We start from the raw sequence: 21,648 nt of genomic DNA, 5'->3' as shown, positions 1-21,648 counted from the left end.
TTTCGCTCCGGGGTAACGTCAGGGGTAACCACGGGTATGTGATATTACGTTATGACCCGATATGCAAACCGATGCTCTTTTCGCGTCAACGCTTTGATTTTACTGCATTTTTGGCCAAACACGGTAGGTTCCGTTACCCTTCTGGGTGTGCTGGCACAAAATTTGTAAACCGAAGGTCGGCGGTTCGATTCCGTCCGGGGGCACCAGTTCCGACCGACGATTACCGCGAGAGCCAAGGACTTGCGAGTACTCTTACGAGGCGCTTACGAGGCGCTCGCGATTTGGGCCGACACGTTCGTCCTGGTGAACGTATTCCTCACCCTCATAGACTTATAGAGATAAGCAACCCAGAGTCCGGTTCCCGCAAACGAGGCCACGGGTGCCGCCAGTGCATCGCCTGCGAGCACCTGGTTCACCGGGACCCCCAGAATTGATGCGATCCAGATCGTGTCCAGGATAAAAACGACGGGGATCGCAAGCCACTGAAGCAGAAACAATTGCGGGAACCGTCGGCTTCGCCGCAGCATTGCCACCAGCACAACCAGCTGAAGCGCCAGGAATGCCAGATTAAGAGCAACCTCGCCATACACGGCCAGGGAGCCATTCGGGAGGATCATGAGTTGCTGGTAGCCGCCGGCCGAACTGGCGAAGTCGGCGAGTGTGCGCAGCGGTGACAATGTCTGACCGATAGCCAGCAGCATCAGCCAGCCGCCGAAGCCCACAAGAGCCTCAGGATTCTGTGACGGCTTCGCGGCTGATCGAACAGCAAAGAAAACAGGCACACCGATCAACAGCAGCACGATCACCCAATGCCAGATGGAAAACGCCCCCATTTACCCCTCCCTTTTATGCCCCTCTAAGTTGTATCAGATTTGAAACTCAACTCAAGGGCCAAGCTTTGGGTAAGACGACGTGTGACGCCGAAGCGACGACTTCTCCTGCCTGCTCCTGACTCCCTCACACCCCGATCGCCGCCACCAATATCCTGTTCTGCCTGCGTATCGCCGCCCTCAGCTCCGGTATCCCAGCCTCTTCGCGTTTCACGAATTCGATGAACATCATGTTCATGTTGTTGAAGATCAGTTCGCCAAGCGCCGCGCCATCGATGTCCTGCCGCACCAAGCCAATCTCCTGCAGCCGGGCGATCAGCGCGCGGATCTGTTCGGTGAGCGAGCGATCGAGGCCGGTGTAGGCCTGGCCGAACGGGCTGTCGGGCAATTGCGTCGAGATCGCCATTGCCTGCCGCCACATCTCCTTGCTGAGATAGTGCAGCGAGTGTTCGATATAGATGCCGATCAGTGTGTCCAGCGCGTCGCCGACATTGGCCGGCGGCCGGGCGACCACGCCGCGCCCGGCATTGAGCACCTCGTTGACCTCCAGCGAGACGATGGCGCCGAGGATGTCGCCCTTGTTCTGGTAGTAATTGTAGATGGTGCCGATCGACACTTCGGCCTGCGCGGCGATCGCCTCGATCTTGGCGCCCTCATAGCCGGCCTCGCGGAAAAGTGCCGCCGCAGCATCGATGATGCGCCTGTGACGGTCCGCCTTTTGCCGTGCCCGCAATCCGCTCATATCAGCCTCTTGCCACAAAAATCGAATTGACTCAATTTTAGAATTGGTTCAATTTTTTGCAAGAAGCCATAAAGGCAAGGGAGAACACTCGATGTCCATCAAATCCGGAAATCCGCTTTCCATCCTGAAGCGCCGGCTGCAGGCCGCGTGCGCCGCCACGGCATTGCTGCTTGCGGCCGGCAGCCTTGCCGAGGCCGCCGATCTCAACGCGCTGATCTGGTGCGATCATTCCGATCCGGCGCTGCTGCAGCCGTTCGAGGACGCCAACAACGTCAAGGTCAACGTCAAGGAATTCGAAGGCACCGGCGCCGGCCTCGCCATCGTCGAGCAGTCGCAGCCGGGCGATTGGGACGTGATGGTGATCGACAGTATCGACGTGCCGCGCGGCGTGGAAAAGGGCCTGTTCGAGCCGCTGCCGGAAGACAAGCTGCCCTTCGCCGACCTCTTCCCGCAGGTGAAGATGGACGGATCGACCGTCGTCGGCGGCAAGCGCTACGGCATCACCGAAAAATTCGGCTACAATACGATCGGCTTCAACAAGACCAAGGTCGACCCGGCCGACATGCAGTCCTTGGCGTCGCTGAGCAGTGACAAATACAAGGGCAAGGTCGCCATCTACGACTACTATCTTCCCGTCATCGGCATGGCCGCTCTCGCCATCGGCAAGAAGACGGCCGACCTCGGCGAAGCCGATCTGCCCGCCCTCAAGGCAGAGCTTCTCAAGATGAAGGCCAATGCGAAGCTGGTCGGTGAAGTCACCGCCAGCCAGACGGCGCTGGCGACCGGCGAGGTCGACATATTGGTCGGCGGCGGCGAATGGGTGACGGCAGGCCTTGCGAAGGAAAACCCGGCGCTGGACTTCTCCATTCCGAAAGAGGGTGCGGTGCTGTGGTCGCAGTCGCTCGCCATGTTCAAGGATTCCAAGAACAAGGACATGGCGCTGAAATTCATCCAGTACATCATGAGCCCGGAAGGCCAGGCGCGGCTTGCCACGTCGTCCTGCTACTGGGGCATGCCGTCCAACACCAAGGCCACACTGACCGGCGACCAGAAGAAGGTCCTGCGTTTCGACGAGCAGCCTGGCTTCCTCGCCCGTGCACAGGCCTACCCGGCGCCGAATGCCGATCTCGACAAGAAGATGCAGGATATGTGGACCGAAATGCTGCAGGCCAAGTGAGCGACCGCGGCTCATGAACTCGACAGGAAACAGCGGGCGTGCCCTGCCCTGGGCGCTGGTCACGCCGGCACTGGGCTGGACGCTGCTGTTCTTCGTGCTCCCGTTCGTGGCCATGGGGTTTTCGAGCCTCACGTCGCATGAGAACGGCGGCTTCACGCTTGCCAACTACAGCCAGTTCTTCAGCAATCCCTCCTACTGGCAGGCGATGGTGAACTCGCTGCAGGTCACCGCCATCGTCACCGTGGTCTCCGTGCTGCTCGCCTATCCCTTCGCCTGGATCCTGGCCGAACAGGTGCCGGAGCGCTGGCAGCGGCTGGCGCTGATGCTGGCCGTGCTGCCGTTCTGGACCTCCTATGTCGTGCGCTCCTATTCGTGGCTGCTGGTGCTGGCGCAGAACGGCGTCATCAACCGCGCGTTGACCGGTTCTGGCCTGATCAGCGAGCCGCTGCAGCTCGCCAATACGCGCTTGGCCACCGTCACCGGCTTCGTGCATTTCTTCGTCATGCTTTTGACGCTGACCATCTTCGCCAATCTGAAGCAGCTCAGCCCGAGCTACCGCAAGGCCGCCGCCGATCTCGGCGCCGGGCCGGTGCGCACCTTCCTGCATGTCATCCTGCCGCTGACCTTGCCGGGCATCATGGTGGGCGCGTTCCTCACCTTCGTGCTGTGCATCGGCGACTACATCACACCGCAAATCCTCGGCGGCAACAACGAGCTTCTGATGCCGCAGTTGGTGATGATGCAGATCGGCCGTCGCGGCGACTTTCCGCTGGCCTCGGCGCTGTCGATCATCCTGATGGCGGTCGTCACCATTGCCTACCTCGCCTGCGCCCGCTGGCTGAAGATCGAGCGGGCCTGAGCATGCACAGGATTGTCCGCATCGCTTCGTGGATTTACGCGCTTGCCGTCTATGGCTTCATCTTCCTGCCGGTCGTCGTGCTGGTGCTGTTCTCGCTGCAATCGACCTCCTTCCCGATTCCGCCATTCACCGGCCCGTCGCTGCGCTGGTACGAGGCTGTTCTCTCAGATAGGCGGCTGACGTCGGCACTCGTCAATTCGCTGTCGGTCGCGGTGCTTTCCTCGGCCACCGCCGTCACGCTCAGCTTCCTTTCGGCCTGGGGTTTCGCGCGTTTTGTGCTGCCCGGCTCGGGTCTGCTGCGCGGGCTGATCACACTGCCGTTGACGGTGAGCTACCTCATCATCGGCATGGGGCTTTTGGTGCTGTTCAACTGGGCCGGCGTGCCGAAGTCGCTGCTTGCCGCCGGCATCGGCCATGTCGTGATCAACCTGCCGCTGTGTTTTGCCATCATCTACAGCCAGATGGGCGACCACCAGATCAACATCGAGCGCGCCGCACGCGATCTTGGCGCGCCTGAATGGAAGGTGCTGCTGCTGATCAGCGTGCCGGTGATGGCGCCGGCCATTTTCGCCGGCTTCTTCCTGTCGATGACCTTCTCCTGGGATGAGTTCGTTATCTCCTTCCTGCTCACCCGCTTCGACACCACGCTGCCGGTGGAAATCTGGAACCTGCTGCGCTCCGGCCTCAACCCCAAGACCAATGCCGTCGGGTCGCTCGTCTTTGCCGTCTCGATCGTGCTGGTGGTGTTCTTCGAACTGACCTTGCTGCGGAGAAAGCCGGCATGAACGCGCCCCTGGTCGATATCCGCGACGTCTCGCACCGCTTCGGCCAGCATCCCGTGCTGAAAAGCGTCTCGCTGACGATAGAGACCGGCAGCTATACGATCCTGCTCGGACCCTCGGGCTCCGGCAAGACGACGCTGCTCTCCATTCTCGGGGGCTTCGTCAACCCCAGCGAAGGCAAGGTTCTCATCCGCGGCCAGGACTGCACCTTCGTGCCGCCGGCCAAGCGCCCGACGACGACGGTCTTCCAGGATTATGCGCTGTTCCCGCATATGAGCGTCGGCGGCAATGTCGGCTTCGGCCTGCGCATGCAGGGTGTCGACGGCGCGACGCGGGCGGCAAAAGCACGCGAAGCCCTGGCACTGGTGGGGCTGGCCGCCGCCTTCGACAAGAAGCCGCACCATCTTTCCGGCGGCCAGCGCCAGCGCGTCGCATTGGCGCGCGCGCTGGTCATCGAGCCGGCAGTGCTCCTGCTCGATGAGCCGCTCGGCGCGCTCGACCTCAAACTGCGCCGCCAGATGCAGGACGAATTGAAGGCGATCCAGAAGCGCGTCGGCACCGCCTTCATTCATGTCACCCACGACCAGGAAGAAGCGATGGCGCTGGCCGACCATTGCGTGGTGATGAATGACGGCCGCATCGAGGACGAAGGGCCGCCCGAGCGCGTCTATGCCAGGCCGGCGACGCGCTTTTCCGCGACCTTCATGGGCGAGAGCACGATCCTTGCCGGCACGGTCGTGGAGACCGGGGACCGGACGAGCACCGTCGCGACGCCGGTCGGACCGGTGTTGCTGCCCAGTGCGTTGCCGTTGGGGTCGGCGGCCGCATTGGCCATACGGCCTGAGCACCTCGTGCTGGGCACGACTTCGGGTGGCACGAAGCTCGGCAAGGCGGACGTGAGCGACGTCGTCTTCCAGGGCAGTTTCAAGCGCATGCTTGCGACGTCCGTCGAAGAACCCTCCTTGCAGTTCATCGCCAAGCTGCCCGCTACCGCCACTGTCCGGCCGGGCGACACGGTGGCGATTTCGTGCGATACCGACCAGATCATCCTGCTGGCGGATTGAACATGGGCATGCTCGCGGTCATCGACGCACCGGACTGGTACGAGACCATCCGCATGGCCGACGGCATCACGCTGATCCACGAGCCCTGGATCAAGCCGTTCTTCCGCTGCAACATGTGGCATGTGCGCGGCCGCGACCGCGATCTCCTGTTCGACAGTGGTCTCGGCCATTTCAGCCTGCGCACCCATGTGCCCCTGGTGAGCGAGCGCAAGCTGACCTGCGTCGCCAGCCACACGCATTTCGACCATATCGGCTGCCACCATGAATTCCCCGATCGCTGCGTGCATGGGGCTGAAGCGGCAATCCTGGCCGATCCTCGCAACGAATGGACCGCTGCAGGTACCTATGCGACCGACGACATGTTCGACCGCCAGCCAAAAGGCTGGGAAACAGCACGCTACCGCATCCAGCCCGCGCCGGCCGGCCGTCTGCTCGCGCATGGCGACATCATCGATCTCGGCGACCGCGCCTTCGAGGTCGTCCACACGCCAGGCCATTCGCCCGGCGGCATTGCGCTGTACGAGAAGAAGACCGGCATCCTGCTGTCCGGCGACATCATCTATGACGGCCCGCTGATCGATGATGTCTACCACTCGGATATTTCCGACTACATGGCGACACTGCTCGCCATGCGCGATCTCGACGTCTCAGTCGTGCATGGCGGCCATTTCCCGAGCTTCGGAAAGGTGCGCTACCTCCAGTTGATCGACGAATACCTGGCGCGGAAGCGGCAGGCCGGCTGCCATCTGCGGCAGAGCCCTTGAGGGGCGAGTTTACCGCAGTAAGTCGAAATGCCGTGGAAAGGCCTGATGCAGCAGCAGCAGCATGGTCTTGCGCAGCACGTCGGTGTCGCGGCCGGACGGGTTGAGGTGATCCCAGTACCATGCTCCGTGAACGAGGTAATTCAGGCTCTCCGACAGCGTGTGGATGTCGACGCCGCCGTAACCCCCGTCGCGCGCAATCTCGACCAGCAGTTCCCGCGCTTCGGCGGTGTAGGCGAGATCGCTGGGCAGGCCGATTTCATTGTAAATCTGCATGCTCTTGCGGTCGCTGGAGAACACGACAAAGACCGACACCCATTTCGGATGCTGCCGGGCAAAGCGTTGCGCGCAGTCTACTGCTCCCAGCAGCCTTTCGACCGGCGTCAGGCCGGGCGCCCGCACCAGGGCGAGCCACAGCGCGTCATATTGATCGCTGAGATACTGAAGCACTGCCCTGAACAAATTCTCCTTGCTGCGGAAGTGAAAGACCACCAGGGCGTTGGACGAGCCGACATGCTCGGCGATACGCTGCATGGTGACGCTCGCCAGCCCCTCCTCAGCGATGAGCTCGATTGTGGCGTCGAGAATGCGCTGCACGCTGGCTTCGCCGCGCTCGCGGCGGCGGTCCTTGGGCGCGGCGTCATTGGCCGAAGCCCTGCCCTTGGCTGTCGCGACCGTGCGCTTTGCCGTAGCTTTGCGTTGCACCATCTTCGTCAATTTCCCTTGCATCGCCAGATCAAAGCGATGGGCGCGTTCCGGCGCTTGTGTACCATTGCCCCTGTGCCGTTTCATAGGCCATCGCGGCCCGGAAGACATCGGCATCGCTATAGGTGCGGCCGACGATCTGGAAGCCCGTCGGCACGCCGCTTGCCGCCCGCCCCGACGGCATGGAAAGCACCGGACAGCGGCTCATCATGTTGAACGGCGTCGTCATCACCCAGCCCAGCGAAGGGTTCACCTCTCTACCGTTGATCTCGACGGTTCCCGTGGTCTGGTCGAACTCCGCCGGCACCGCGGGAAGCGCGTTCGTCGGGCAGATCAGCACATTGTAGGTCTCCAGCAGCGGACCCAGCGTCTGATACATCCGTGCTGCCACATCCAGTGTCGCGACGAAGTCGGTGGCCTTGGATTTTTGCCCATCCTCGGCAAACCGCCTGGCATAGCTGGTCATGTCGCTGCCGTGCTCGGCAAGCAGTTGCGACAGCGAAGCGCCGAAAAGATGCTCCAGATAGGCCATTCCTGCCTTGAGCACCCCGTCATCCCAGCCGAGATCGACTTCCTCGACCGTTGCCCCAAGCGAGCGGAACACGTCGCAGGCGGCAAGCATGTTGCCGCGGACGTCGGCGTCGACCTCGAAAGAGCCCAGGTCCATCGAGAAGGCAATCTTCCAGCCCTTGATCGGCTGGTAATCGAGCGGCAGCCGCAGCTTCGGGCGAAGCGTGGCGATGTCGAGTGGACTCGGCCCCGCCATGACATTCTGCAGCAGGATCGCATCCCGGACGTTCCGGGCCAGCGGCCCGGTGTGGCAATAGAAATCGAGGTTGAAGGGCGGCTCGTCCGGGTTGCGCCCATAAGGCGGCTTGTAGCCGACGAGACCGCAGGCCGACGCCGGAATACGGATCGATCCGGCAATGTCGGAGCCGGTGGCGATCGACGACGTGCCCGAAGCCAGCGTTGCCGCCGAACCTCCCGACGAGCCACCTGGCGTGAAGTCGCGGTTCCAGGGGTTGCGGGTGACGCCCCACCGCTTCGACCAGGTATAACCGGCGCAGCTGAATTCGGGCGTAGCCGTGCGCGCATGGACGATGCCACCGGCCTTGATGATGCGCTCATTCATCGTCGAGGTGTGGCCGCTTATGGCATCCCTGGACAGCAGCGAGCCATGCGACGTCGGCTTGCCCTTGATATAGCTCTCGTCCTTGATGCCGATCGGCAGGCCCTCGAGCGCGCCGGTCCTGGCGCCCTTGGCGTATCTCGCCTCCGCTTTCGCGGCCAGCTTCATCGCCTCCTCGAAATGCGTGAAGGTGAAGCAGTTGATCGCCGATTTGGTGGCCTCGGCGCGGCGGATGGTGGCCTGCATCAGTTCGACGGGCGAGAGTTTCCTCGCCTTGAACAGCCGCAACGCCTCGCTGGCGGGCATGTAGCAAAGGTCGAGATCGGACATAGAAAATCTCCCGCGATCACGTGATCGCACCTGGCATGAAGGTGGCCGGACCGCGCATCGCGGCCCGGTGGCTCTTTGTTGGGTTTGGCTGGTGGCGCTACTTCTGGAGGTCGGTCCAGATTTTCGTGTAAAGCGCCTGCACATCCGGCGGGCAGGCCGGCATGAACTGGCCCTTGGCGGCGAACTCCGCCGGGATATTCACCTCAGGCGCGTTCTTCATATCGTCGGGCATGAAGGCGTCCGAGCCCTTGATCCCGTTCGAATAGCGGGCGAAAGCCGAAATCATCGCGGCGTTCTTCGGGTCCATGATGAAATTCTGGAAGAGCTTGGCATTGTCGACGTTCTTGGCGTCCTTGAGGACGGCGACATTGTCCATCCAGATCGGAAAGCCTTCCTTGGGGTAGCCATAGACGATCTTGTCGTTCTGCAGCCGTTCGCGCAGCGATATGCCGTTCCAGTTGACGCCGGCGGCGATATCGCCCCTGCCCAGGCCATCGACCGCCGCATAGTCGAGCGAAAGCCATTTCGCCTTCGCCTCGACCAGCTTGTCGTGCACCTTCTTCAGCACCTGCATGTCGTTGGTGCAGTACTGGCCGCCTTCATAGGCGATGGCGAGGAACATGATGTCCCCCATTTCGGGCACGACATTGATCTTGCCGACGAGCTCGGCCGGCGGGTCGAGGAACAGCGCCGACGTGTTGGGGTCCCCGGCATAGACCGACTTGTTCACCGAAATGCCTGTCGTTCCCCACTGCCAGGGAACGGTGTATTTGCGGCCCGGATCAAAAGGAACGTCGACCCACCTGGGATCGACATTCCTGAAATTCTCCATTGCGTTGGGATCGGTTTCCAGCAGCAGGCCTTCGCTGATCCAGATCGGCACGACGCTGGCCGAGGGCACGACGATGTCATAGCCGGAAGCACCCTGGCGGACCTTGGCCAACGCGGTGTCGTTGGAGTCGTAGTCGGTCACGGTGACCTTGATCTTGTAGGTCTCCTCGAACTTCTTGATGAGGTCCGGGCTGGTGTAATTGCCCCAATTATAGATGTTGAGTTCGCCATCGGCGCGGGCAACGCCGGTTACGGCGAACAGCGACAGCCCGACGGCAGCCGCGGTCAGTTTCCAGTTCATGCGAGTTGCTCCCATTGTTGGGACCGGCGGCGGCGTCGCCTCGGGTCCATTCCTGCTGACGAAAGAAAGCCGTATCCGCCGACCGCAACCTCAAGGGTCTGGCGGAACCATCGGCGCACAGCACCTCGACGCACCGGACCTTGCCGGATGACTGCCAAGACATTCCCCTTTGTTTCGTAGCCATTCACCGGCGCATACCGGCTGGCCAACTCTGTTTTCGTTACAAGCGATAATTATAACTAAACGTACAGTCAATATCTTTGTGACGACTTGGCCAGATAGTACATTTTGCGGCAGCGCCAACGTGCAGGTGATGGTGGACGCGACGCCGGCGGAGGTACGAGGCGAACAATGGGGTACAGCAGCGCCGATCACCCAGCGGGGCGGCCGGGGAGCGAAATAAACCGGTCTTGCGCCAGCCGGTGATCTGCCACCTCAGGATAACGGCAGGTGCCTGTCGAGCTCGGCGATACTCGGATGGTGCCGATCGGTCAGCGTATCTGGCGGCCTACAGGGCCCTTTGCGGGCAAGGCATCCCGGCGGCATCACCGCAGCGTGACGCGGTGGGAACCGGTCTGGCGCTCATTTGTTCCGACTGGCGCACCAGTTCAGCGAAGACAAGCGCGAAACTTCCCAACATGACAAAGACGATGATCAGGCGTGCTACCGGCAATGTGTCGGCCTCGTCTGGCTGGCGCATGTCCCGCTGGCATTAGGATCCGCGGGATCATGCACACAAATCTACCGTACCGCAGCGTCCTTTGCGTCCCGAAGGATAAGGCGGTGCCGCGGGCGCCCCACGCCACCCATGCCGGCTAACATGATCGATCCGGCTTTACGAGGCCTTAAGCCCGACCTTAACGATCACATTCGATCGCGCCACGACATCAACCGCGACCGCCCCGTGCGGCGGCGCTGCCGCGCGTCGCTGCGCGAACTGGCAGAGGGTCTCTTTGCAGACCCGCCCGCCCCATGCTACCCCGGCGCTGGCGCGGCCAGTACCTGCCGGCGCCAATCGGTCGCGATCGGGAAGCCATGAGCACAGCCGCCAACAGCATCGCTTTCGTCTCGTCCGACACAACGGACGCCAAGGCGGCGCTGGAGAGCCTGTCGGCGCGCTACGGTCAATGTTCTGTCGCCGAAGCGACTGTCGTGGTGGCGCTGGGCGGTGACGGCTTCCTGCTGCAGACCTTGCGCGAAACGATGGGTACGGGAAAGAAAGTCTACGGCATGAACCGTGGCACGATCGGCTTCCTGATGAATGAGTATCGGTCCGGCGGGCTCACCGAGCGCATCGCGGCTGCGGTCGCCGAAACGATCCGACCGCTGGAGATGCTGGCAACCACCTCGGACGGCGAACACCTCACGGCGGTGGCGATCAACGAAGTTGCGCTGTGGCGCCAATCCTATCAGACGGCCAAGATCCGCATCAGCGTCGATGACCAGGTACGGTTGGAGGAACTGAGCTGCGACGGCGTCATGATCGCGACGCCGGCCGGATCGACCGCGTACAATCTTTCCGCGCACGGCCCGATCCTGCCGCTCGATGCGCCACTTCTGGCTCTCACGCCGGTCAGCCCGTTTCGTCCGCGACGCTGGCGCGGCGCATTGCTTTCCAACAAGGCGAGCGTGCGCTTCGACATTCTGGAGCCGGAAAAGCGGCCGGTGAACGCTGCCGCCGACCACACGGAGGTCAAGGCGGTGACCTCGGTTACGGTGCGGGAATCGCCGACGGCCACGGCGACTTTGCTGTTCGATCCCAATCACTCCTGGAACGAGCGCATCCTGGCCGAACAGTTCCGTTACTGAGCCGGCACACAGACAAGCGGCCGGATTAAGCATCGCGATTAAGGTTACAACTTCACAATCGCGCCAACCCTGCCCGTTTCTGTTGACAAATCGCGGGCTTGCGCCTAATCGCAATACCAATCTTGCAGGCGCGTGGCGCTTGCCGCGACGAATGACGTTGCGCTTCCCCGAACCAGCCAAAGACAGCAACACTTGTCCTCAGACACGACGATCGCTCAAGAAGCGTTGACCTTTTCAGACCTCGGCCTGTCGCCGAAGGTGCTTTCCGCAGTCACCGATGCCGGCTATACCCAGCCGACCCCGATCCAGGCTGGTGCGATCCCGCACGCCTTGCTCGGCAAGGACGTGCTGGGTATTGCCCAGACCGGCACCGGCAAGACCGCCTCCTTCGTGCTGCCGATGCTGACCCGGCTGGAAAAGGGCCGCGCCCGCGCCCGCATGCCGCGCACGCTGATCCTCGAGCCGACGCGTGAGCTTGCCGCGCAGGTCGAAGAAAACTTCGTCAAATACGGCAAGAACCACAAGCTCAACATCGCATTGTTGATCGGCGGCGTGTCGTTCGACGAGCAGGACAAGAAGCTGGAGCGCGGCGCCGACGTGCTGATCGCGACGCCGGGTCGTTTGCTCGACCACCGCGAGCGCGGCAAATTGCTGCTCAACGGCGTCGAGATCCTCGTCATCGACGAGGCCGACCGCATGCTCGACATGGGCTTCATTCCCGATATCGAACGCATCTGCGAGATGATTCCGTTCACCCGGCAGACGCTGTTCTTCTCGGCGACCATGCCGCCGGAGATCACCAAGCTGACGGAAAAATTCCTGCACGCGCCGGTTCGCGTCGAGGTCTCCAAGGCCGCGTCGGCGGCCACCAACATCATCCAGCGACTGGTCAAATCGGGCTCGAAGCCTTGGGACAAGCGCGAAACGCTGCGCAACCTGATCAAGGCCGAGGATGCGGAGCTGAAGAACGCAATCATCTTCTGCAATCGCAAGATCGAGGTTTCGGAGCTGTTCCGCTCGCTGCTGAAATATGATTTCGACGCCGGCGCACTGCATGGCGACATGGACCAGCGCGCCCGCATGCAGATGCTGGCCAATTTCCGTGACGGCAAGCTGCGTTATCTCGTCGCCTCCGATGTCGCCGCGCGCGGCCTCGACATTCCCGACGTCAGCCATGTCTTCAACTACGACGTGCCTATCCATGCCGAGGACTATGTCCACCGCATCGGCCGCACCGGCCGCGCCGGCCGCTCAGGCAAGTCCTTCACCATCGCGACCAAGTCCGACACCAAATATATCGACGCCATCGAGCGGCTGATCGGCAACAAGATCGAGTGGCATGACGGCGACCTGTCGACAGTGGTTGCCAGCGAAGGCGAGGACGATGCTCCGCGCCGTGGCAAAGGCGCGCCGCGCCGCGCCGGCCGCAAGGACGAGGACCGCAACGACAGGGGCGCGCGCAACAAGGGCGGCGAGCGTCGCGGCAGACGCAGCGAGGAAGATGCCGCGACCGCGGTTGCTCAACCGCAGCCGGATGTGGCCGAGACGGCCGATATTGTCGAACGGCGCGCGCGCAAGGATGCGATCCGCTCGGAAAACACCGAGCGCAAATCGTCCGACCGCAATGAGCCGCGCGCACCTGAGCGCGGTGACACCAGGCCGCAGCGCAGCAACAGCCGCCCTGCCCGCCACCATCAGGAAGACAATGACACCACCGTCGGCTTCGGCGACGACATGCCGGCCTTCATGCGCATCGTCGCCAAGGTCTGACGCCAGCCAGCAAGCCGCCTAGCCGGCTTGCCTTCCTTTTCGCCCTGCAGCCAAGAGCAATCGAGGAAAAGCCGTATGGTGCTTTCCCGTCGTGAATTGCTTGGAAACGAAGCTTTGGGGGGCCAGCGATTCTTTTGGACGCTGGTCCGCTCCAGGTCACATCGGTCCGGGCATCATCTTGGTCGGTTTCTCCAGCATCGGAAACTCGGCCTTGTTGCATTTCACCTTCGGATTCGTCGGGCTGAACATGCCGTTCGGATTGTCGTCGAGCCAGGCGTGAAGATCGTAGTGGACGAACTCCCTTGGAATAAGCGGATAGTGTCCCTCCATCGGACCCATGAAGGTTTGGCCAAACAGCTTCGGCGGCGCCTTGATGTCCGGGGTTAGCGGCACCAGCCATTCCACGCCAACCAGCTTCAGGCCTTTCTTGGTCGGCTCATAGATCAGGACGTTGGGCTTCATCGGGTCGAGTTTCTGGCCGACGCTCGGGACGTTGACGAAATGGATGCCCATGGCGCCCTTCGGATAGTCCATGGAGCCAGGTATCTTTTCGCCGCTGTAGTAGACGCAGCCGACGGTCGACAGATAGAGATCGCGGACGGCGGCGGTGTAGTCCTGATATTTGACAAGCGATTTCTTCAAGGCCTCGATGTCGGCCTTGTTGGCGTCCTCGGCATGAGCCGCAGCGAGGCCCAACCAGGCACCTACAACACTTGTCAAAGCGAGGACGCCGTAGCGTCCAAGGCTGATTGTTCTTGTCATGCATTCCTCCCAGATTTCATGATCTGGCCGTGCAAGACCGAGGCGGAAAGTGCTGATTTCGCGGCCAGTTGTACCGCCTCATCCCCTCTGGAACAGCATCGATGCTATTCCTTTCCATGACCGCGGGAAAGCTATTATTTAGAATTAGCTAATTTTCCAGTACCACACTGAAGGGGGTCGAGTCCGCGCAACAAAAAACGGCCCCATGTGGGGCCGCTTCGCATTTCTTGCCGAACAATCAGGTGAGCGGCGAAAGCTGGATCTCGACGCGTCGGTTCTGGGCCCGGCCTTCGGCCGTGGCATTGGAGGCGACGGGTCGCGTCTTGCCGAAACCGGTGACGGCGAAGCGACGCTGATCGACGCCCTGACCGGACAGGTAGTTGGCGACCGCCAGTGCGCGGCGCTGCGACAGATCGAAATTGTGCTGGTCGCCACCGGTCGAATCGGTGTGGCCGAAAACATCGACCGTGGTCTGCTTGAACTTCTTCAGCACCAGGGCGACGGAATTAAGCACCTGGTAGAAGCCGGGCTTCACCGCGTCCTGGTCGGTGTTGAAGGTGATATCCGATGGCATGTTGAGGATGATCTGGTCGCCGCTGCGCGTAACGCTGACGCCGGTGCCTTCGAGCTGCCGGCGCAGTTCCGCCTCGTTCTGGTCCATCGTGGCGCCGATCGCACCGCCGGCCAGCGCGCCGATGCCGGCGCCGATCAGCGCATTGCGGCGATCATTGCCGCCGGCAAGCAGACCAAGGCTGGCGCCTGCAAGAGCGCCAAGACCGGCGCCCGCGGCGGTGTTGGAAATCTTCTGGTCGCCCGTATACGGATCGGTGGTGGTGCACGCAGTCACGAGCAGAGCCGTCGCCATAACGACGAGCACGGTCTTTTTCATAGAATGGTCCCTCTCCAAGTCACGCCTTACGATGGCGCCAAATCAGCCCTTGGCGCGACTTGTACCATGAAATGCGGCGAAAAACGGAACGGGAAAAGTGGCCGTTGCAGCTTTTCGCCGGAGCCAGTTGCCTGACGAAGCGCCATCACGGGCTACCAGAGATTCTTGCCGTCGATGACCACCACTTCGACCTGGTCGAGATCGAAATCGTCGAACAGCCGCGAGTTGACGCTGATCTTCGGATTGTCGAAGTCCGGCTCGCCGGTCGACCAGTCCGGCGTTTCGGTGAAGGTGCCGCAGCCGCAGGTGGCGCAAAACCCATGCTTTATGGTCTTTGAACCCCATTGGTAGAAGGAAACGTTCTTCTGCGGTGTGATGAGCTTGAACTGCGATGGCGTATAGTAGGCCCAAAGCGAGCCGCGTTTCGAGCAGAACGAACAGGTTCATTGCGTCACCGTTTGCGGCGCCTCCGAGACCTCGAATATCGTCGCCTTGCAGTGGCAGCTTCCCTTGATGGCCATGAAGTCTTCTCCATTGTCCACCGCCCATGCGGCAGGGCAACATAAAGAAGCGCTCCTGGCAACTGCCTGTCAGCATGCTCCATCGCGACTGAGCATCGTCATCGTTCGAAGCGACGATGCACTTGCTTTGTCAGTACGAGCGTGGCGGCACGAACAGGCAGATGGTCTTGCCCGCGTCGAGACCCGCCTGATGCGCGCACCAGTGGAATTCGCCGTCGGGGCTGTCCTTCACGCGCCTGTCGGTCATCGGGACCACCTCCCCTGTCCCGGCGATCACATAGCCTTCGGGTTTCTCCAGCACCTCGCCCGAATGGGTCGTGCGGCAATCGTAGTTTGCACAGCAAGCAAAGGGATAACTCCAGCCCTGCGGCAGGACCGGGCTGGGCTTGGCATCGTGGGCCAAGGCAGGCGCCGTCAGCGCCGCCATCGCAAACAAGGAAAACAGCAGTCGGCCGGCCGGATGAACGGCTTGGGCCGATCTAGACGAGGCAGCAGACATCGAAACATTCCTTTCGAGCATCAAGCGTTGCGCTTGCCCGTTCCCGGAACGTGTCTTCCCAGTGGCCGTATCGTCAGCTCGCAGATATGCCGCGTCCGGCCATAAATGCTTCTGTTACAGCCCGAATGCTGGGCTGATTCCTTGGTCGGCGCAAGAAATTGCTTCGGCTGCGGTGCAGCCGAGCGCCGATAAGTCAGCTCTAAAGGGTGCGCCGGCTTGGTAAACAGAAGGTTGACATCGCCGGGTCTGCAAGATGGCAGTCAACGAATTCCGGGACTGATTGGTTCCGGCTATGCGTCCGGGACGGCTATTGCGGCGGGTCGTCGGCGATGGTGAACCACGGCGCCTTGGAGCCGACTAGATATGCGCCGTCGGCCGAATCGTTGGATCGTCAGCCAGCGTGCCCATGGCGACGTGGACATCGGCGCCGTCGCAGACGAGCGAATAGAGCAACAAGCCGGAACGGCTGCAATGCGTATCATGGCTGCTCTCGTCGCCGAAATGGATCAGCCTGTGGGGCCCTTCGGCAAGGGTGCACTTATCCCGTTCGATCCCCGCCTCAAGATATGCCGGATTCTAGTCCAGATCCGCCACCGCTTCGCCCGCGCCGCCCTCGATGCGTTGCGAAAGCGAGGCTTCCATGAAGTCGTCGAGATCGCCGTCGAGCACGCTCGACGGGCTGGTGCTTTCGACGCCGGTGCGCAGATCCTTGACCAGCTGATAGGGCTGCAGCACGTAGGAACGGATCTGGTGACCCCAGCCGATATCGCTTTTCGAGGCCTCGGTCGCGTTGGCGACCGCTTCGCGCTTCTTCAGCTCTTCCTCGTAGAGGCGCGAGCGCAGCATCTCCCAGGCCTTGGCCTTGTTCTTGTGCTGCGAGCGTTCGGCCTGGCATGCGACGGCAATGCCGGTGGCGATATGGGTGATGCGCACGGCCGAATCGGTGGTGTTGACGTGCTGGCCGCCCGAGCCGGACGAACGATAGGTATCGATGCGCACGTCGGATTCGGAGACGTCGATCTCTATCCTGTCGTCGACGACAGGATAGACCCAGACGCTGGAGAAGGACGTATGGCGGCGCGCATTGCTGTCATAGGGCGAAATACGCACCAGGCGATGGACACCGGATTCGGTCTTCAACCAGCCATAGGCATTGTGCCCTTTGATCAGCAAGGTGGCGGATTTGATGCCCGCCTCTTCGCCGTCATGCACTTCCAGCACCTCGACCTTGAAGCGGCGGCGCTCGGCCCAGCGCGTATACATGCGCAACAGCATCGAGGCCCAGTCCTGGCTTTCGGTACCGCCGGCGCCGGCATGGATTTCGAGATAGGTGTCGTTGGCGTCGGCCTCGCCCGAGAGCAACGTCTCGACCTGGCGGGCCTTGGCCTCGCCCTGCATCGAACGGATCGCGGCCTCAGCCTCGGCGATGACGCCTTCGTCGCCCTCTTCCTCGCCGAGCTCGATCAGGCCGATATTGTCTTCCAGCGCCTGCGTCAGGCCCTTGACCGCCGCGATGCCTTCCTCGAGGCCCTGGCGTTCGCGCATTAGCTTCTGCGCTTCCAGCGGTTCGTTCCAGAGGCTGGCGTCCTCGGCTCGCACGTTCAGGTATTCAAGCCGCTTTATGGCCTGATCCCAGTCAAAGATGCCTCCTCAGCAGGGTTATCGCCTGCCTGATCTCGTCGACAATATTCTGCGTTTCCGCGCGCATGGCCTGATATTTTGTCCTGTTGCTGAATGACGCTTCGGTCGGCGCGATACATAGGGACGGTGCCGCCATGTGTAAAGCGAAATGGGCCAGCCCGAGGCTGACCCATTTGGACGTTTGAATTCGTCAGTAAAGGCCGCCGCCGCCGTCCTGGATGGCCTGGTTGGCCTGCGGCGACAGGGCGCCGCCGGAAGCGTTGGAGCCATCGGCGCCCATGCCGATCACCCAGTAGCTGTCGGCGGGGCCGGTGCCCGGTTTGAAGGCCTCGATGATGGTGCCGGGATCGCCCGAGGATGCGCGCATGCCGGTCTTGCGGTTGATGGCGATCAGGTTCATGCCGTCAGGCACCTTGAAGTCGACATTGGGCGTGCCGTCCAGCGCCACGCGCATGAAATCCTTGAAGATCGGGGCCGCAAGACCACCGCCGGTGGCGCCATGGCCAAGGCCGCGCGGCGTGTCGTAGCCCATGTAGAGGCCGACCACGAGGTTCGGCGTGAAACCGATGAACCAGGCGTCCTTCTCGTCGTTGGTGGTGCCGGTCTTGCCGGCGATGTGGCGGCCAAGCTCGCCGATGGTGGCGCCGGTGCCGCGCTGGACGACACCTTCCATCATCGAGGTGATCTGGTAGGCGGTCATCGGATCGAGCACCTGCTCGGAATTGTCGACCAGTTCCGGCTCCGGCTGGTTCTTCCATTCAGGCGCGTTGCAGCCTTCGCAGCCACGCTCATCCTGCTTGAACACCGTCTTGCCGTAGCGGTCCTGGATGCGATCGATCAGCGACGGTTTGATCGACTTGCCGCCATTGGCCATGATCGAATAGGCCGAAACCATGCGCATGACGGTCGTCTCGCCCGAACCCAGCGCCATCGGCAGATATGGCGCCAGATGATCATAGACGCCGAAGCGCTCGGCATATTCGACGACCAGCTTCATGCCCATGTCATTGGCAAGGCGCACCGTCATCAGGTTGCGCGACTTCTCGATACCTGAGCGCAGCGTTGCCGGACCGGCGACCGTGCCGTCATAGTTCTTCGGCGTCCAGGTGGTGTTGCCGCTCTGGATGGTGATCGGTCCGTCCATGATCACCGAGGCCGGGGTATAGCCATTGTCGAGCGCGGCCGAATAGACGATCGGCTTGAACGAGGAGCCCGGCTGGCGCATGGCCTGGGTGGCGCGGTTGAATTCGGACTGCGAATAAGAGAAACCTCCGACCATGGCCAGCACGCGGCCGGTGTGCGGATCCATCGCGATCAGGCCGCCTTCCACCTCGGGAACCTGGCGCAAGCTGTAGGCATTGTCGGAACCGTCGTTCTTCTGGACGAAGATGACGTCGCCGGGCCTCAGCACGTCGGCCGGCGACTTTGCCTTGACCGTCTTGCCATCGACCAGATGGCGCATGGCGAAACCCATGTCGTCCTTGCTGACGGTGCCTTCGACGCGGTCCTTGACGATGTCGCCCGACGCCTGGCGCGCGGGCTGGAGGCCGATCGACAGGCCGGATGCCGAACTGTCGAGCACGACGGCAAGCGACCACTCGGGAACGTCTTCCAGCCCCTTGACGGCGCCCAATGGCACACCCCAGTCGCCGGAGACGTCGATCGTCTTCACCGGCCCGCGATAGCCGCGCAGAGTATCGTATTTCATCAATCCGTTCTGCATCGCCTTGCGGGCAATGAGCTGGACCTTCGGGTCAAGGGTGGTGCGAATCGACAGCCCGCCCTCATAAAGGGCGTTCTCGCCGTAGCGGGCGATGATCTGCCGACGAACCTCTTCCGTGAAATACTCGCCGGCGAAAAGGTAGGAGCCGGTGCGGCGCGGAGCAACGCCAAGCGGCTCGGCCTTCGCCTTCGCGCCCTCTTCGGGCGTAACGTAACCGTTTTCGACCATCTGGCCGATCACCCAGTTTCGCCGTTCAATTGCCCGGTCGGCGTGCTTGAAGGGATTATAGTTGGCCGGGCCTTTCGGGAGCGATGCCAGATAGGCGGCCTCGGCCACGGTCAGCTCGTTCACCGATTTATCGAAGTAGGTCAGTGCCGCACCGGCAACGCCATAGGCGTTGAAGCCGAAGAAAATCTCATTGAGATAGAGCTCAAGGATACGATCCTTGGAATAGGCCTGCTCGATGCGAAACGAAAGGATGGCTTCCTTGGCCTTGCGCTCCAGGGAGCGCTCGTTGGTGAGCAGGAAGTTCTTGGCAACCTGTTGGGTGATCGTCGAGCCGCCCTGCATGGGGCCACCCGAAACGTAAGTCATCACCGCTCTGCCCAACCCCGTTATGTCGACACCAGGGTGGCTGTAGAAGTTCTTGTCCTCCGCGGACAGGAAGGCAGCCTTGACGCGATCCGGGATGGCCTGGATTGGCAAATACAGGCGCCTTTCTCGTGCATACTCCGCCATCAGCGCGCCATCCGAGGCATGGATACGGGTGGTCACTGGAGGCTCGTACTTGGCCAGCACTTCGTAGTCGGGCAGATCCTTTGCCACATGGCCGATGTAGAGGGCAACGCCCGCCGCGGCCAGGAGGGCCAGCGTCGTGCCGATGCCGAAGAAATAGCCAATGAGACGAATCATACCCGCTCCAGTCCTTGGTTCGGGAATTTCCTAAACGAAGCCGCCTTCCACGCAAGCTTTCGAGCCGGTCCCAATCCGCAATCGAAAACCCATGTCGCCACCATGTGGACAAAATACGGCAGGGCCGCGTTTCGCGGCCGCAAGCCGGAAATAAAAAGCACCGGGTGTTGTCATCCCGCAACGCCGCCTGGTTGCAGGCGCCGCGGGTATCGTCAACCTCCGGTTCCAGGCCCGGCGCGCGCGGAAGCGAACAATGCGACGGCGTTGGTGATACTTTGCGCTGCCTTGCCGCGCCACTCGGTGTCGAGCAGTTGCGCCTCGTCCTTGGCGTTGGAGAGATAGCCGAGCTCGACCAGCACGGACGGCACGTCCGGGGCCTTCAGCACCTTGAACCCGGCCGAACGCTGCGGATTGTTGATAAGGCCGACGCTTGTCGAGAGCTGACCGACCAAAGTATGGGCAAAACTCATCGAGAAAGTGTGCGTCTCGCGCCGGATCAGGTCGATCAGGATGTCGGTCACTTCCTTGTTGTCGTCCTTGATGACCATGCCGGCGAACTGGTCGGACAGATTTTCACGGTCGGCAAGCGCCTGTGCTTCCGGATCGGAAGCCTTGTCGGAGACCGTATAGACAGTGGCGCCGCGGATACCCTTGACGCTGATCGTGTCGGCATGGATCGAAATCAGCAGATCGGCCTCATGCTGGCGGGCGATGCGCACGCGGTCGTCCAGGCGCAGGTATTCATCGGTATCACGGGTCATGAAGACATCGTATCTGCCGACCGCCGCGAGCTTGTCGCGCAGTTCCGTGGCAAAGGCCAGCGTGACGTTCTTCTCGATGGTGCCGTTCAGGCCTTCGGCACCGCCGTCCACGCCGCCATGGCCGGGGTCGATGACGACGGTGAACCGGTGGCCCGGATTGGAGACAGGTCCGGTGCCGACCCGGCCGCCCTTGTCGGTCGAAACCGTGGAACCGGTGGTCAGCGCCTGGTTGGCAAGGGCGGCATCAAATTCACGTTCGGAGGCCGCCGACATGTCGACGGCAATGCGGTAGCCGGTTCCGTCCTCATTCTTGAGCACATCGAGCTTGTCGACGGCGAATGGTCCCTTGCCGGTCAGAATCAGCCGCGCGACGCCCTCGCCGAGTTCGCCCAGCCGCACACCCTTGACCAGGCCACGCGGCTTCAAATCCTTGGCATCTACGGCAAATCGGGTGTTCGCAAGATCGATGACAAGGCGATTGGGCCCGCGCAGCAGGAACCATTTGACGTCAGGCTCGCGATCGAAATCCATGACGATGCGCATCCTGGTGGCATCGCCGGCCATTTTGTAGCCCCTCGCCACAAGCGTCGTGTCGGCGGCGCTGGCAAGCGTGGAAAAGGCAGACGAAAACACCACCAATAACACGAGGCAGAAGACACGGAGACTCTGGCCGCCAACACGACATCCCTTGTCTGTGAAGTCCGCCAGTCCCATCTCTCTTCCAGTCGCTCCCGGTTTGGCGCCCTGCGCCCGTTCATTTCATCGACACGCCGGTCAGGCCGCGAATTCGATTAACGATTGGTATCCAGAGAAGGTTAACCAAGCCTTTTCATGCAAGGTTCGGACCAGG

18 protein-coding genes, 1 tRNA gene and 1 pseudogene are annotated in these 21,648 nt (G+C 62.0%); 8 read left to right on the top strand and 12 right to left on the bottom strand.

The genetic code is table 11. From position 1 onward, the window contains the following. The first annotated feature begins 147 nt into the window (after window positions 1-147). Window positions 148-206 (top strand) — tRNA-OTHER (locus tag EN824_RS35035). Window positions 207-263: 57 nt separating this feature from the next. Here EN824_RS35035 and EN824_RS12620 read toward each other — a convergent pair. Both EN824_RS12620 and EN824_RS12615 read right to left on the bottom strand, forming a co-directional pair. Next, window positions 264-833, bottom strand: coding sequence for a DUF2569 family protein (locus EN824_RS12620; protein WP_127279639.1), 570 nt, complete (start codon window positions 831-833; stop codon window positions 264-266). Between the two features lie 124 nt (window positions 834-957). Then, window positions 958-1,572 carry a TetR/AcrR family transcriptional regulator gene (locus EN824_RS12615; protein WP_127279638.1) on the bottom strand — a complete coding sequence of 205 codons (615 nt, stop codon included), beginning with the start codon at window positions 1,570-1,572 and terminating at the stop codon, window positions 958-960. Between the two features lie 91 nt (window positions 1,573-1,663). On the opposite strand from EN824_RS12615, the gene EN824_RS12610 reads away from it, so the two are divergent. From EN824_RS12610 to EN824_RS12590, 5 genes are read left to right on the top strand one after another with little or no spacing between them, the layout of a single operon-like run. Then, window positions 1,664-2,749: a spermidine/putrescine ABC transporter substrate-binding protein gene (locus tag EN824_RS12610; RefSeq protein WP_127279637.1), complete on the top strand. Its 1,086-nt coding sequence runs from the start codon at window positions 1,664-1,666 to the stop codon at window positions 2,747-2,749. A 13-nt stretch (window positions 2,750-2,762) separates the two neighbouring features. Then, a complete protein-coding gene (locus tag EN824_RS12605) occupies window positions 2,763-3,608 on the top strand; it encodes an ABC transporter permease (RefSeq protein WP_135864242.1) in 846 nt (281 codons plus the stop codon). 2 nt (window positions 3,609-3,610) lie between these two features. Beyond that, window positions 3,611-4,393, top strand: a complete 783-nt coding sequence (locus EN824_RS12600; protein ID WP_127280418.1) for an ABC transporter permease — start codon at window positions 3,611-3,613, stop codon at window positions 4,391-4,393. Next, window positions 4,390-5,454: an ABC transporter ATP-binding protein gene (locus EN824_RS12595; RefSeq protein WP_127280419.1), complete on the top strand. Its 1,065-nt coding sequence runs from the start codon at window positions 4,390-4,392 to the stop codon at window positions 5,452-5,454. Before EN824_RS12600 ends, EN824_RS12595 begins: the two co-directional genes overlap by 4 nt. Before the next feature lie 2 nt (window positions 5,455-5,456). Then, window positions 5,457-6,218, top strand: coding sequence for an MBL fold metallo-hydrolase (locus tag EN824_RS12590; RefSeq protein WP_127280420.1), 762 nt, complete (start codon window positions 5,457-5,459; stop codon window positions 6,216-6,218). Between the two features lie 9 nt (window positions 6,219-6,227). Here the strand turns inward: EN824_RS12590 and EN824_RS12585 are convergent, their stop codons facing one another. The 3 genes from EN824_RS12585 to EN824_RS12575 all read right to left on the bottom strand — a co-directional run bounded on the left by EN824_RS12585 (window position 6,228) and on the right by EN824_RS12575 (window position 9,511). Further along, complete coding sequence (locus tag EN824_RS12585; RefSeq protein ID WP_127280421.1) at window positions 6,228-6,923, bottom strand: TetR/AcrR family transcriptional regulator; 696 nt, start codon at window positions 6,921-6,923, stop codon at window positions 6,228-6,230. 28 nt (window positions 6,924-6,951) lie between these two features. After that, on the bottom strand, window positions 6,952-8,379 hold the full coding sequence (locus EN824_RS12580) for an amidase (RefSeq protein WP_127869397.1): 1,428 nt from the start codon (window positions 8,377-8,379) through the stop codon (window positions 6,952-6,954). Window positions 8,380-8,476: 97 nt separating this feature from the next. Continuing rightward, window positions 8,477-9,511 (bottom strand): extracellular solute-binding protein, encoded by a 1,035-nt coding sequence (locus tag EN824_RS12575; RefSeq protein ID WP_127281143.1) that lies wholly within the window; start codon window positions 9,509-9,511, stop codon window positions 8,477-8,479. Window positions 9,512-10,546: 1,035 nt separating this feature from the next. Here EN824_RS12575 and EN824_RS12565 point away from each other — a divergent pair. Together EN824_RS12565 and EN824_RS12560 are read left to right on the top strand one after the other, a co-directional pair. Further along, window positions 10,547-11,320: an NAD kinase gene (locus tag EN824_RS12565; protein ID WP_127280995.1), complete on the top strand. Its 774-nt coding sequence runs from the start codon at window positions 10,547-10,549 to the stop codon at window positions 11,318-11,320. Window positions 11,321-11,512: 192 nt separating this feature from the next. Then, window positions 11,513-13,090 carry a DEAD/DEAH box helicase gene (locus EN824_RS12560; protein ID WP_189343638.1) on the top strand — a complete coding sequence of 526 codons (1,578 nt, stop codon included), beginning with the start codon at window positions 11,513-11,515 and terminating at the stop codon, window positions 13,088-13,090. 156 nt (window positions 13,091-13,246) lie between these two features. On the opposite strand, the gene EN824_RS12555 is transcribed toward EN824_RS12560, so the two are convergent. The 7 genes and pseudogenes from EN824_RS12555 to EN824_RS12525 form a co-directional block, all read right to left on the bottom strand. Further along, a complete protein-coding gene (locus tag EN824_RS12555; RefSeq protein WP_135864240.1) occupies window positions 13,247-13,852 on the bottom strand; it encodes a hypothetical protein in 606 nt (201 codons plus the stop codon). A gap of 238 nt (window positions 13,853-14,090) precedes the next feature. Then, window positions 14,091-14,741 (bottom strand): OmpA family protein, encoded by a 651-nt coding sequence (locus tag EN824_RS12550; protein ID WP_015318025.1) that lies wholly within the window; start codon window positions 14,739-14,741, stop codon window positions 14,091-14,093. Between the two features lie 152 nt (window positions 14,742-14,893). Continuing rightward, window positions 14,894-15,262: pseudogene (locus EN824_RS35930) on the bottom strand (GFA family protein). A gap of 130 nt (window positions 15,263-15,392) precedes the next feature. After that, entirely contained in the window at window positions 15,393-15,761 is a 369-nt protein-coding gene (locus EN824_RS12540) for a hypothetical protein (protein WP_127279145.1), read from the bottom strand. 576 nt (window positions 15,762-16,337) lie between these two features. Next, window positions 16,338-17,469 (bottom strand): peptide chain release factor 2 gene (prfB, locus tag EN824_RS12535; RefSeq protein WP_127279146.1). Its coding sequence is split into 2 segments (ribosomal slippage): window positions 16,338-17,402 and window positions 17,404-17,469, totalling 1,131 coding nucleotides; the frame shifts between segments, so codons are not numbered across the junction. A gap of 123 nt (window positions 17,470-17,592) precedes the next feature. Further along, window positions 17,593-20,037 carry a penicillin-binding protein 1A gene (locus tag EN824_RS12530; RefSeq protein ID WP_135864238.1) on the bottom strand — a complete coding sequence of 815 codons (2,445 nt, stop codon included), beginning with the start codon at window positions 20,035-20,037 and terminating at the stop codon, window positions 17,593-17,595. A 212-nt stretch (window positions 20,038-20,249) separates the two neighbouring features. Then, window positions 20,250-21,512 (bottom strand): N-acetylmuramoyl-L-alanine amidase, encoded by a 1,263-nt coding sequence (locus EN824_RS12525; protein WP_127279148.1) that lies wholly within the window; start codon window positions 21,510-21,512, stop codon window positions 20,250-20,252. Window positions 21,513-21,648: the final 136 nt, after the last annotated feature.

The organism is Mesorhizobium sp. M8A.F.Ca.ET.181.01.1.1 (assembly GCF_004792025.1).
Classification (GTDB): domain Bacteria; phylum Pseudomonadota; class Alphaproteobacteria; order Rhizobiales; family Rhizobiaceae; genus Mesorhizobium.
The sequence above is the reverse complement of the archived record's forward strand: the minus strand, read 5'-3'. Positions and strand labels throughout refer to the sequence as shown.